13 protein-coding genes are annotated in these 12,952 nt (G+C 41.3%); 7 read left to right on the top strand and 6 right to left on the bottom strand.

Features of this window, described 5'->3' with window-relative positions; all coding sequences use genetic code 11:
* Positions 1 to 23 precede the first annotated feature (23 nt).
* Entirely contained in the window at positions 24 to 941 is a 918-nt protein-coding gene (gene rbsK / locus DNL43_RS01580; RefSeq protein WP_095344817.1) for a ribokinase, read from the top strand.
* A 184-nt stretch (positions 942 to 1,125) separates the two neighbouring features.
* On the top strand, positions 1,126 to 1,344 hold the full coding sequence (locus tag DNL43_RS01575; RefSeq protein ID WP_056982157.1) for a hypothetical protein: 219 nt from the start codon (positions 1,126 to 1,128) through the stop codon (positions 1,342 to 1,344).
* A gap of 155 nt (positions 1,345 to 1,499) precedes the next feature.
* Here DNL43_RS01575 and DNL43_RS01570 read toward each other — a convergent pair whose 3' ends face one another.
* The 4 genes from DNL43_RS01570 to DNL43_RS01555 all read right to left on the bottom strand — a co-directional run bounded on the left by DNL43_RS01570 (position 1,500) and on the right by DNL43_RS01555 (position 5,460).
* Positions 1,500 to 2,459 carry an ADP-ribosylglycohydrolase family protein gene (locus DNL43_RS01570; RefSeq protein WP_054769228.1) on the bottom strand — a complete coding sequence of 320 codons (960 nt, stop codon included), beginning with the start codon at positions 2,457 to 2,459 and terminating at the stop codon, positions 1,500 to 1,502.
* A gap of 41 nt (positions 2,460 to 2,500) precedes the next feature.
* Positions 2,501 to 3,448 carry a diacylglycerol/lipid kinase family protein gene (locus DNL43_RS01565; protein WP_056982159.1) on the bottom strand — a complete coding sequence of 316 codons (948 nt, stop codon included), beginning with the start codon at positions 3,446 to 3,448 and terminating at the stop codon, positions 2,501 to 2,503.
* 111 nt (positions 3,449 to 3,559) lie between these two features.
* Entirely contained in the window at positions 3,560 to 5,242 is a 1,683-nt protein-coding gene (gene rnjA, locus DNL43_RS01560) for a ribonuclease J1 (RefSeq protein ID WP_054769227.1), read from the bottom strand.
* Positions 5,239 to 5,460, bottom strand: coding sequence for a DNA-directed RNA polymerase subunit epsilon (locus DNL43_RS01555; RefSeq protein ID WP_054769226.1), 222 nt, complete (start codon positions 5,458 to 5,460; stop codon positions 5,239 to 5,241). Before DNL43_RS01555 ends, rnjA begins: the two co-directional genes overlap by 4 nt.
* Before the next feature lie 191 nt (positions 5,461 to 5,651).
* On the opposite strand from DNL43_RS01555, the gene DNL43_RS01550 reads away from it, so the two are divergent.
* Complete coding sequence (locus tag DNL43_RS01550) at positions 5,652 to 6,146, top strand: hypothetical protein (RefSeq protein ID WP_054769225.1); 495 nt, start codon at positions 5,652 to 5,654, stop codon at positions 6,144 to 6,146.
* 13 nt (positions 6,147 to 6,159) lie between these two features.
* Here the strand turns inward: DNL43_RS01550 and DNL43_RS01545 are convergent, their stop codons facing one another.
* Positions 6,160 to 7,059: a helix-turn-helix domain-containing protein gene (locus DNL43_RS01545; protein WP_056982162.1), complete on the bottom strand. Its 900-nt coding sequence runs from the start codon at positions 7,057 to 7,059 to the stop codon at positions 6,160 to 6,162.
* A gap of 99 nt (positions 7,060 to 7,158) precedes the next feature.
* Here DNL43_RS01545 and DNL43_RS01540 point away from each other — a divergent pair, with 99 nt between their 5' ends.
* On the top strand, positions 7,159 to 8,436 hold the full coding sequence (locus DNL43_RS01540) for an MFS transporter (protein ID WP_056982165.1): 1,278 nt from the start codon (positions 7,159 to 7,161) through the stop codon (positions 8,434 to 8,436).
* Between the two features lie 188 nt (positions 8,437 to 8,624).
* Here the strand turns inward: DNL43_RS01540 and def are convergent, their stop codons facing one another.
* Positions 8,625 to 9,191: a peptide deformylase gene (gene def / locus DNL43_RS01535; RefSeq protein ID WP_054769224.1), complete on the bottom strand. Its 567-nt coding sequence runs from the start codon at positions 9,189 to 9,191 to the stop codon at positions 8,625 to 8,627.
* A gap of 290 nt (positions 9,192 to 9,481) precedes the next feature.
* Between def and pdhA the strand changes: the two genes are divergently transcribed.
* The 3 genes from pdhA to DNL43_RS01520 are packed head-to-tail and all read left to right on the top strand — an operon-like array spanning position 9,482 to position 12,949.
* The gene (pdhA, locus tag DNL43_RS01530; RefSeq protein ID WP_056982167.1) at positions 9,482 to 10,603 is read left to right on the top strand and encodes a pyruvate dehydrogenase (acetyl-transferring) E1 component subunit alpha; all 1,122 of its coding nucleotides are present in this window, start codon (positions 9,482 to 9,484) and stop codon (positions 10,601 to 10,603) included.
* 2 nt (positions 10,604 to 10,605) lie between these two features.
* On the top strand, positions 10,606 to 11,583 hold the full coding sequence (locus tag DNL43_RS01525; RefSeq protein WP_056982169.1) for an alpha-ketoacid dehydrogenase subunit beta: 978 nt from the start codon (positions 10,606 to 10,608) through the stop codon (positions 11,581 to 11,583).
* A 34-nt stretch (positions 11,584 to 11,617) separates the two neighbouring features.
* Positions 11,618 to 12,949 (top strand): 2-oxo acid dehydrogenase subunit E2, encoded by a 1,332-nt coding sequence (locus DNL43_RS01520; protein ID WP_056982171.1) that lies wholly within the window; start codon positions 11,618 to 11,620, stop codon positions 12,947 to 12,949.
* Positions 12,950 to 12,952: the final 3 nt, after the last annotated feature.

Below are 12,952 nucleotides of genomic sequence, written 5' to 3'. Positions count from 1 at the left end.
AAAAGGACTTAGAGGAGCTTATTATGATAAATAGAGTGGTTGTTCTTGGTAGCTTAAATGTTGATACAACGTTGCATATTGACCAAATGCCAAAGCCTGGTGAAACAATCAGTGCAAAGAGCAAGACGAATTCTGCCGGTGGAAAGGGTGCCAATCAAGCCGTTGCCGCTGTTCGTTCCGGTGCCGTTACCAGTTTTATCGGCCAAGTCGGCGATGACGGCAATGGAAAATTTATGATTGACGCTTTGGAAAATGATGGGATTAACACGGATCATGTAGCCGTTGACAAAGTTGAGGGTACCGGTTCGGCTGTTATCCTGTTGGATAGCCAAGGCCAGAACAGCATCATGGTTTACGGTGGTGCCAATCAGGCAATGAAGCCGGCTATGATGGTCGACGCTGAACCGCTCATTGAAAATGCTGATATTTTGATTTCCGAGTTCGAGACGCCACAAGACGTCACTTACGAAGCTTTCAAACTTGCCAAGCAGCATGGTGTCACAACAATTCTAAATCCCGCTCCGGCAGCAGAAATTATTGACGGTTTGCTGGAAGTGACCGATCTCATTGTTCCTAATGAAACTGAAAGTGCTTCTCTGACGGGCATTGAAGTCACCGATAACGATTCAATGGATCGTAATGCGGAAAAATTTGCCCAGATGGGGATCGACAATTTGATCATCACGGTTGGCTCACGAGGAGCTTACTATCACACCGCGGATGGCAGCGGCTTTGTTCCTGCCTTTAAGGTCAAAGCAAAGGATACGACTGCAGCCGGCGATACATTCATCGGCGCTTTCAGTTCGAAAGTCAACAAGGATTTATCCAACGTTGAAGAGGCACTGACATATGCGCAACAAGCCTCATCGATTACCGTCCAGCGGCTGGGGGCATTACCCTCAATTCCAACGGAAAAGGAAATTAACGCAGAATATAAGTAATGGCGGTCTATTTGGGTAGTAAACGTTTTCAGAAAATGAGTTTTGGATAAGGTGTTGCTTTCTTGAAAATTATCTGGTAGTATATCCTCACGTTAGCAGGAGAGCTGAATTCAGTAACTTCCTGCTCCACGAAAGCATCGTTGATTTACAAATTCAAATTTCACTTTCAAAGGAGTTTATAGCTATGAGTAATAAGTTAGAAATTCTCAGAGAATACCAAAAGGCATCCTCCAAGCTTGATCAATTAAAAACCGAAGAAGCAGACAAGATCAAGTCTACCTCAGTGAATACGAGTTCTACCCAAGTAATCACACCACAGTTTGGAAACGAAATGACACATTTAAATGAAGAATGCATGCAGTTGAATATGATTCTTGAAGCAATGGATGCTTCAGAAGACTAATCATTGTATGGGAGGCGACACTATCACGTTATAGTGTCGCCTTTTGTTATGTGCCCGATATGGCTTTTTGTATGAAACTAAAAAAGGACCACTGATTTGAATTCTGAAAATGAATTTCAAATTAGTGGTCCTTTTAAGATTGTTTATATTTTATTTTAGAAATTATCTGATAGCAAAGCTGACGATACCGCGATCTTAATTTGATTTCTGCCTTGGAGTTTTGCCAGCCAATTTTCCGGGAAGGTTACCGGTGCAAATAGCAGGGATGCCAGCATCGAAGTAATTGACCCAATCGTATCGGCGTGATTTCCCAAGTTGACGGCTTTTGATACGGCAACGTTATACTGTTCGGAATTCATGAGGCACCAAAAGACGGAATTAAGCGTCGAGATAACATCACTGGACGGTTTAATTTTGGTGCTGGACTGACGGAGGAAGTGAGCCTCCTCTAATTGCTCAAAAAAGGGCACCTGAGCCGCAAATTGATCCTTTGAGCGGTAATAGTCCAAGACTTCTTTAACAGCCCTCAGCATGGCGTATTTGTTCGGATTTTGGATTAGTCTGATGATCACATTGGTTAAGATTCCGGATCCAATGTATGCCTTGGGTGTTCGATTGGTTGTGGCAGTAAAATCATGAACCAATTTGACAGTCTCATCATTGAACGAATAGTTGGGATTCTTGGTTAAAATATAGAACGCCAGCGGCATCAACCGTTTTAAGGCCGTATTATTGTTATCCGCGTCCTGAACGCCACCGCACAATTCCGGCTGGGTGCCGTTATCAAAACGTGAAATGGCTGATTGAGTCGTATTATTGACATCGTATGCGTGGTTAAATGGTGTGTAATCCCCAAAATGATACCACTGGGAATAGCGGGTCATTAAGTCGTAGAGGTTATACCCAAACGTCAAGCTGACTAACGAAGCAATTGACAATGACGTGTCATCCGACCAGGTTCCGGCGGGAACGTTGGCTGAAAGATGACCAACCATCTGAATGACTGGATCATCAAAAGGATTACTTCGAGTATCGTGCTGGATTGGAAATCCCAGCGCGTCACCCAAAGCAACCGCGGTTAATGATTGAAATAATAGGTAGCTGGTTGAATACATGGTATTACCTCGTCGTTAATTTCCCAATATCAAAGAGGGGATCAAATCCAGAAGGGATATTTGACCGTCTCTAGTTTGAGATTGTAAGTTCGTTCACCCAGTTCTTCACCGTCAATTTGGCCATAACGATTACCATTTGTTTTGATAAACAGCTGCTTTTCATGATAATGATGGATGAATTTGAGTTGTAAGTGTCTCTTTAAAAATATCATAGATATAAATAAAATCAATTGCCAAAGGCTCGGTTTTTCGACGACGACCATGTCCAAATGATCGTCCAACGCTGATGCAGTGGGAACGATATTGATTCCACCACCAAAATAAGGAATATCAGTTGTCGTTAATAAAAATGTATGTTGAAAGATGTGTTTCGATTCATTTTCCGGAATAATTTCCGCGTAAAATCCTTTAAAATTGATGATGACGTTTAATATAGCCGCAATATATGAAAATTTCCCGAAAAAATGATTACTTTTTAATGATGAGCGATTGGCTAAATGAACGACGCTGGCATCAAAGCCAATCCCAAAGTTATTGGTAAAGAAACCATCTGTATGATTATCGAGATCGGTATAGTGGCCGACGTTAATGGTTGTTGGTGAGTCTGAGTGCAAAATATTGCTCAACGCTTTTTCCCATTTCAGTGGGATCTTCAGGCCCCTGGCAAAATCATTCCCAGATCCAATCGGTAAAAACGAAATTGGAACCTGCTTTTCAGTGGGGTGAGCCTCGTAGTACCGCTTGCAGCCCAATAAAGTTTCATGCAGCGTTCCGTCTCCACCAGCAGCAATAATAACAACGTCTTTTTGTTTAGTTGCCGCAATTTTTCCTAGAATTTGTTTTGTCAATTCGACAGCATGATCCGCATATTCCGTGTAAACCGCCTTATAAGCAACGTTTTTGGCCGCCAGATATTTTTTGATATCAGGCCAAACTTTTTTGGCATTGCCGCCGCCCGCAAATAGGTTTGTGATTATGAAGTATTTCATTGGAAAGGATTCCCCCAGCTCAATATGGTTAATTATGTAAAAAAACTTGAGGACCAGATATTCAAAATATCCGATTCTCAAGCTTTCTGATTAGTAACGTTAAATCTATTATTATTTACCATTCATGATTAACATTGGTAAAATCATTGGATGTCTTTCAGTCTTGTCATATAAGAATTCCTGAAGATCATCAATGATGGCGTTTCTAATAGAAGACTCAGTGGCTTTCTTAGCGCGCATTGATTTTCGAATTGTCTTGAATACTCGACGGCGACCTTCATCTAAAAGTTCACCGGATTCACGCATGTAGACAAAACCACGTGAGAGAATATCAGGACCTGATTGGATCTCCTGGTTATTCAAATTGATTGTGGCAACAACCACGACAATTCCTTCTTCGGAAAGCAATTGACGATCTCGTAACACAACGTTGCCGACATCACCGATTCCGCTGCCGTCGATATAAACATCGCCAGCGGTGAAATGACCAGCCATTCGGGCAGTGTCCTTTGAGAGGGCCAAAACATCACCATTTTGCATGATGAAGCTGTGATCCATTGGAACACCACATTGTTCAGCTAATTCCGTATGAATTTTAAGCATTCGGTATTCACCGTGAATTGGCATGAAGAATTTAGGCTTCATTAATCGCAACATTAACTTTTGTTCTTCCTGGCCACCATGACCGGAAGTGTGAATGTTGTTAACTCGGCCATGAATAACATTGGCACCGGCTTCTTCAAGCTTGTTAATAACACTGTTAACGCTGGTTGTGTTACCTGGAATTGGGTTACTTGAAAAGATAACCGTGTCGCCAGGCTGAATGGAGATCTGACGGTGGGTACCGTTGGCAATCCGTGAAAGGGCAGCCATTGGCTCACCTTGAGATCCGGTACATAAGATTAAAGTTTTATTGGCTGGAAGTGATTGTAGTTCATGAGCATCAACGAACGCATCATCAGGAATATCGAGATACCCTAATTCACGTCCATTAACGATCGCTGCATCCATGCTTCGGCCGAAAACAGCAATCTTTCTGCCATGGGCCATTGCATTATCACAAGCAGTCTTAATTCGAGAAATATTTGAAGCGAATGTTGCAAAGATAATTCGTTCTTTAATATTGTCGAATATGTGGGCGATTGAGTTTCCAACCCATTTTTCAGAGTGGGTCCAGATTGGCTTTTCAGCATTCGTACTGTCAGACATCAAACAAAGGACGCCTTCAGCACCCAATCGGGCCATTTCTTGAAGATCAGGCGGCTGGTTGGTCACTGGTGTGAGGTCGAATTTATAATCACCAGTTTCCACGATTACCCCAACCGGAGTGTGCACTGCAATTCCGACAGTATCGGGAATTGAGTGGGTCGTTCTAAAGAATGAAACTTTCATTTTTCGGAACTTCAGAACAGACTTATCACTGATTTCGTGTAATTCAACAGAATTCAGTAAGCCATGTTCTTCCAATTTATTTTTGATAAGCGCCATCGCAAGTGGTCCGGCATAAATAGGGACGTTTAAAACCTTCATCAAATATGGGACACCACCAATATGATCTTCGTGACCATGGGTGATGACCAAAGCTTTGATCTTATCCTTATTTTCAACCAGATACTGGTAGTCTGGAATAACATAATCGACACCTAACAGGTCATCTTCAGGAAATTTGATTCCCGCATCAATCAGGATGATTTCATCCTGGAATTGAATACCATAAGTGTTCTTACCAATTTCTCCCAAACCACCAACGCCATAGATAGCTGCTTCGTTATTTTTGACGTTTAGTTTTTTCATTTATTATTAAACTCCGTTACTTTGTAATCAGGACTACTTTGCTCATATTCCAAGTGCTTTCCTTGGAGGGGCTCGATAAATTCAATATCATAATCGGTATTGTCTTCAACAAGCGCATGAGCTTCAACTTCTGTGTCGGCCTCAACATAGAGTGTATGCGTCGTCTCCCGGCGAGGACTGATCTTCTTGCTGGGTTGATATAAAACCTTCCAAATCATAAAAAAACTCCTTTAAAATTATACAATTTTTTGCAGAAACTCGAGGTTTCCTTACGGACAAGTGGTTGTGAAAACACAACTAATAACGATATTCTACCATAATATTAAAATTAAGTATATAAACATGAAAGTAATCAGCAAACGGCAATGCATGGTAAAATTGGTTTAACGAAAAGAAATGAGGCTCGGTTATGAACATTGATTTGATTATTCAAATTATTATTGGATTGGTGGCGGCATTCGCTGTTTATAATTTAATCCACTACATATTTGTAACTCGTCCGGGAAGAAAACGGTTGGCACTTGCCCAGCGGATTGCCAATGAAGCGGTTAAGGCTTCAATTAACAAACTGGTTGAACAGAAAGCCTTATCGCCATTTGATGAAAGTGATTTCAAATCCGAGGATATCGCGGAAGTATGGGGCAGGGGAGTAATGGCCTTTGAGTATCACCTGCCGGTGGTTAAAATAAACGATTCAATTCCAGAATTTCGCCAGTCACTTACAAAGACGCTGGAAAAATATAGTGATGATCACCATATGCACGCCCACACGGAGCAGGCTGATCGGCCGGCGTTCATGGTGACAGATGTCTGGCAGCTGGATGACCGGGTGCATTTTGATGTCGCTTATTTGATTAATACGACCACGATTGAGTACGTGGATGATTTGAAGAGATTGCATTAATGATTATGACACACTAGTCGGTGTGTCTTTTTTTGTATATTTTTGCAAGCTTTCTTCTCATATCGGCAATCGCTTTGAGGTTGTGATCAATCGGTGGCACATACAAGCTTTCAGCTCCAGAAATTTTGGCAATAATTGTTTCTCCTTCTTCTTCGCTGCCAAAATATAGGTTCCAAATTGCAATGATAAGCTGTTGTGCAAATCTGCCATTCCAAGTGAGCAGGAATTTGTCGACATCTCTCGCCTTGCTGACCAACTGATTGGCTGAATCATATTGTTCGGTGTTTAAGTCAGTCTGAAGCAGAGTCAAATACATTCCCATTAATTCGTCACTGACATGGAACGGATCTCCCCTTGCTGTTAAATACTTTTGGCAGTTATTTTCAAATCTATTGACGATCGTTGGGATGAGGCTTTCACGGTGGCTGTTAATTGCTATCGGTAATAATATATCAGCGTTGCGAATTTCCTGTAAGGTCCAGGCTTTTGAGTTAAAAAGCTGGTTCCAAAAGCTTTCCATCGCTGGAGTGATTACGAAAGTTTTTGATTGGTATGTTTCAACTAAGACTTGGCCGATACCTGCAATCGATTTGAAGCTAAGATTGCCGCTGTTTTTATTTTCATTTATAATGTTGCCCATTTCTTGAAGATTGTGAACGTCATATGCGTCCTGTAGTTGTTGATTTAATTCTTGTTCAGAAGATCTGTGGTAATCATTTTGAATGAACCGAAATTCTTCAACTGAAATTAAGAGATTATCCAGAATCTGAAACAGCTTGGTTGCACTAATGTCATGTTCTCCGTTCTCAAATCGATGAGCAAATGAACGTGACATCACTCCTGAATAAACCTCGGACTGGGTGAATCCTTTAATTTGACGGATCATTTTGACGATTTGACCGATACTTTTCATATTTCTCTCCTATGTGGCATATTTGCAACATATTCTACATCGAATGGGTTCGCAATGGTAGTAATCTTCAATTAATCGAAATTGAAGAGGGTGCTGCAAATGAAAATTAATAATCACGAATCAAACGTACAAATTTTAAAAGATGTTTCAAGTAATCTGATCAGTACCTTTTGTGGAGATATGTTCTCTTTTGCGTTAGGCCTTATGTTGCTTCATGCGACCGGGATGTCATTAAGCTTTGGGCTGTCAATGATTATCATGCCGATCGTGACATTGATTGGCGTAGTGCCAATTGGAAATTTAGTGGACACTTACCCACATAAACACATTTTGGTCATCAGTCTGTTCGTTCGGATCATTGCACTTTTTATTTATGCAATCACTATCCATCATTTCAGTGGGATGGGAAAACTGATCCCAACAATTATATTTTTAGCGATTAATTATGTTTCAGTGAATGTTTCAAATTCAGGGTACACGGCGTCTGTGCATGAATTGGTTAATACAAGTCACATTCAAAGACTTAATTCATTGAGCCAGGCAGCTTCATCGTTTGCTTCAACGTTTTCCCCAGTTATTGCTGCTTCATTATATGTACTGGTCGGATTTCAGTCGTTTATTATTTTTCAATTAGCAGCACATTTTATTGCTTTGGTCATCCTGCTATCCATGCACTTTCATTATGCAAATGCATCCAAGAAGGAAGCGTTGGGGCCACATGAATCCCAGCTTGGAAAATTTAAATTGGGCCTTCAGTACTTGATGTCTCACAAATTCTTGAGATATTTGATTTGTGTTGCACTATTTTTGAATTTTATTTTTGCTGTCACAAATGTAGGACTACCGTTTATTGTCGTTCAACATTTGCATCTGGGGAACATAACCCTTGGAATATTGAATTCCTCAGATGCTGTGGGGATGCTGGCAGGGAATTTAATCATCAGTATGGCACCTGAATTGAAGCAGTTAGCAAAAATTCTTGCAGTAACCATGTGTGCTATTGGGTTGGCACTTTGTGGCATTGGTGGGTTATTTGTCGCCAATCAAAGTGAGTTGGTTGTTAGAATAGTTGGCGCGTTAATGGTATTTACAGTTGGCATGTCTGTGGCTTTTATGAATACACCGTTTGGCATTTATATGCAAAAAACTGTTCCAACAAAATTAATGGGGCGGGTGTCTTCAACAGAGATGTCGTTGAATATGATATCCATTCCAATAGGCACAGTTTTCTATTCCTTTATTTTTCAGTTTTTTCCAAATGGCATCATCTTTATTGCATCTGGTATGTTGATGCTTGGAGTTACGGGCTTAACAATGCCAAAGTTTATCCATACTCAAATGCCTGATCAAGACGAGAGTTTAGAGACTAATCAATAATGGTTATTTAAAAAATGATTTGCTAATAAGATGAAAATTTTGTTTCCAAGTATAATGAAAGAAGCATTAATTGCTTACAAAAAATGCAATAATGGTTGATCCACAAGGTATTACAAATAAGCTCACCTTCGGTTTGGGAGGTGAGCTTATTTTGTTTGATGGTTAATTTACCAATCACAACATATTTTTTAATAGATGAAAATTTCATCATCCGTCTTTGCGTATGGATTGTCCTTATTAATATGATCGTAGAACAGTGTCCCATGCAAATGGTCAATTTCATGCTGGCAAACAATTGCCGGATAGTTTTTCAAGCGAAGCTTGTGTTCTTTACCGTCCACATCCTGGTATTTCAAGGTGATTCTTGCAGCACGGGGAACGTAACCTGGAACGTCGCGATCGACTGACAGGCAACCTTCACCCTCGGTCAAAGCACCACGCTGGACCGAGTTGGAGACGATCACAGGGTTGATAATCACATCTTTGAAAAGGGGCTTATCCTTTTCATTTTCGTCATCGTTGGGAACTAAAACCGATGCCATCATTTCTGAGACACCAACTTGGGGAGCTGCCAGTCCGACACCTGCCCGTAAGCCCAACTTTTGACATTGTTCTGAATCTTGGCTGACCTCCAAATATTCCATGAGGTCATGGGCCAACTGTTTATCTTCTTTACTCAATGGGAATTTGACCTTTTGAGCTTGTTTGCGGAGAACCGGATCTCCGTCTCGTACAATATCTTTCATTAAAAACACGCTTAAGACCTCCGAAAAAAATTTAAACAATAATTCAATACCCTCTATTCTAACTTAATTTTAAGAAAAAAACTATATTCACAAGCCAGGTGATTTTTCACAAACTTTACTCGCACAAGCGGTTTCAGACTGAATTTTAGTAAGTGAAAATAATATACAAAAAAAGTTGGTTTCATAGGAATGAAAGGGCTTGCAAACGTCACTGAAAAATGCTAGATTTAAGTTGTGGTTTAGGAGTGATCAGTTTGTACATCACAAGTTTAGTTTTATAGGAAAGGAAAGTGTTATCTATGGCAGCAAAGAATAAGCACGTTGTTGATTTTGCCAAGATTAAGTCAACGATGAGCGATCCGTACGACAAACCAGTTCAAGTTATCGATGAAACCGGGAAAATTGTAAATCAAGAATTATTTGACCGATTTAGCGATGATGAATTAGTTACGTTGATGGAAAAGATGGTTTGGGAACGTGCATTGCACGAACAAACAATGAACTTTTCACGTCAAGGTCGATTAGGTTTCTATGCTCCCACCTATGGTGAGGAAGCTTCAGAAATGGGTATTGCTCATGCGATGAAGAAACAAGACTACCTCTTCCCAGCATATCGTGATTTGCCACAATTAATCCAACACGGCGCAACCGTTAAAGAGGGTTACTTATGGTCAAAAGGTCACTATCAAGCTTATGACTATGTACGACGCGGTGTACGTGCGTTTATCCCACAAATTATTATCGGTGCCCAATATGTTCAATCAGCAGGTGCCGCATTAGGAATCAAGAAGAACGGTGAAAAAGACACTATCGCATACACATTTACCGGTGATGGTGGTACTTCACAGGGTGACTTTTACGAAGGTATCAACTTCGCAAGTTCATTCCAAGCACCAGAAGTATTCTTCGTTCAAAATAACGGCTGGGCAATTTCAGTTCCACGAAAGACTCAGACCGCAGCTAAGACACTTGCTCAAAAGGGTGTTGCTTCAGGTGTTCCAGGTGTCCAAGTTGATGGAATGGATATTCTTGCCACATACTTGGTTGCCAAAGATGCCCGTGACTTCGCCGTTGCAGGAAATGGTCCAGCATTAGTTGAAACATTGACTTATCGTTTTGGTGCTCACAGTTCAGCCGGTGATGATCCTAGTCGTTACCGTACTAAAGAAGAAGAAAAACCATGGTTTGACCGAGACCCACTGATTCGTTTGAGAAAAGTTTTGACTGACAAGAAACTTTGGGATCAAGACAAAGAAGACAAATTAGTCGCTCAATACAAAGATGAATTTAAGGAAGCAATGAAAGATGCCGAAGCTGCTCCTAAACAAAAGGTTAGTGACTTCTTGAAGCACACATTTGAAGTACCAACCCCTGATGTTGCAGCTGACATTAAGAAATTCGAAGCAAAGGAGTCGAAGTAATCATGGCTAAAATGACATATATTAAAGCAATTACCAACGGACTTGACCAAGTATTACAGGACGATCCGAAGACTCTGATTTTTGGTGAAGATGTTGGTAAAAACGGTGGTGTGTTCCGTACAACTGAAGGACTTCAAGATAAGTATGGCGAAGACCGAGTATTTGATACACCATTGGCTGAATCAGGAATTTTAGGGATGTCAATTGGACTTGCATTAACCGGTTGGCGTCCAATCCCAGAAATTCAATTTATGGGATTCACAATGGAAGCTGTTGATTCAATTGGCGGTCAAATGTCACGTAACCGATTCCGTTTCTCAGGTGACGTTTCAATGCCAATTACCATCAGAACACCATTTGGTGGTGGTACTCATACCGCTGAACTTCACGGTGACTCACTTGAAAACCTGTTCGTAGGAATTCCGGGATTACGTGTTGTAACTCCTGCAAATCCATACGATGCTAAAGGAATGGTTATCTCAGCCGTTGAAAACAACGACCCGGTATTGTTCATGGAAAACCTGAAACTTTATCGTTCAATGAAGGATGAAGTTCCAGATGGCCATTACACTGTTCCCCTAGACAAGGCAAATGTTGTTCGTGAGGGATCTGACATTACCGTTGTTGCTTACAGTGCCGAAGTTAACGAAGCACTCAAAGTAGCTGATAAATTAGAAAAAGAGAACATCTCAGTTGAAGTTATTGACTTACGTTCATTATCACCAATTGACGATGAAACAATCTTTGCTTCAATCGACAAGACTCACAAAGTAGTTATCGCCCAAGAAGCACAAAAGATGGCTGGTGCTGGCGCTAAAGTAGCTGCCGACATTGCTGAAAACGACATTATGTCATTGGATGCACCAATTGGCCGTGTGGCTGCTCCAGACAGCATCTTCCCATTTGCTATGGCTGAAAATTATTGGCTTCCAAATGCTGATGATATTGAAGCTAAGGTACGAGAAATTTTAAACTACTAAATTCTAATTTGTAACAGAAAGGAAGTTAGATCCCATGGCTTATAAGTTTAAACTACCAGAAATGGGAGAAGGTATTACTGAAGGTGAAATTGCTACCTGGGATGTAAAGGTTGGCGATAAAGTCAAGGAAGACGATCCGTTAGTAGAAATTCAAAACGATAAGTCTGTCCAAGAAATGCCATCTCCAGTTGCCGGAACCATTAAGAGTATTGAAAAAAAGGAAGGGGAGACCGCTGAAAAAGGCGATGTCTTAGTTGTCATTGATGACGGCTCTCCTGATGAACCCGATGATTCAGCTCCTGCAGCACCTGCAAAAGAAGAAGCTGCTCCCGCTAAGGAAGAAACTCCTGCTCCAGCTGCTGCACCTGCGCCTGCCGCTGCTCCAGCCGCAGTTACTGCCGCACCAGCTGCATCAAATCCAAATGCAATTGTGAAAGCAATGCCATCCGTCCGTCAATATGCACGTGACAAGGGTGTGGACATCACTGCAGTTCCTGCTACAGGAAATCATGGTCAAATTACAAAAGCTGATATCGACAACTTCAATCCTGCCGCTGCACCAGCTGCTTCAGCTGCTGCACCAGCATCAGCCGCAGCTCCTGCCGGCGAGGCAAAAGCCACTGGACAAGCTGTTGCTCCATGGAAGTCCGATCAGCCTGATCTTGAAACTCGTGAACCAATGTCACCTATGCGTAAGATTATTGCCAAAGCAATGCGTACATCTAAAGACATTGCGCCTCACGTAACTTCATTTGATGATGTTGAAGTTAGTGCCCTGATGGCCAACCGTAAGAAGTACAAGCAAGCAGCTGCCGACCAGGATATTCATTTGACATTCTTGCCTTACATCGTTAAGGCACTGGTTGCCGTTATTAAGAAATACCCTGAGTTCAACGCTTCAATTGACGACACAACCCAGGAAATTGTTTACAAGCACTACTTCAATGTTGGGATTGCCACAAACACTGATCATGGTTTGTACGTACCAAACATTAAGAATGCCGATTCCAAAGGGATGTTTGAAATCGCCAAAGAAATTTCTGAAAATACTCAAGATGCTTATGACAACAAGCTTGGCCCAGATACAATGAAGGGTGGTTCAATTACCATCAGTAACGTTGGTTCAATCGGTGGTGGCTGGTTCACTCCAGTTATCAACCAACCTGAAGTTGCAATCTTGGGTGTTGGTAAGATTGCCAAGGAACCATACGTTGATCCTGAAGACGGCGAAATCAAAGTTGGCAATATGCTTAAACTTTCATTGAGTTACGATCACAGATTAATCGATGGCGCCCTTGCTCAAAACGCTTTGAATTACATGAATCAATTGCTTCATGATCCAGCAATGCTGTTGATGGAAGGATGATCG

Origin of the sequence: Lentilactobacillus kefiri, from assembly GCF_009739535.1 — a bacterium.
Lineage (GTDB): Bacteria > Bacillota > Bacilli > Lactobacillales > Lactobacillaceae > Lentilactobacillus > Lentilactobacillus kefiri.
Note: the sequence above shows the minus strand (reverse complement) of the source record. Positions and strands in the feature narration are given on the sequence as shown.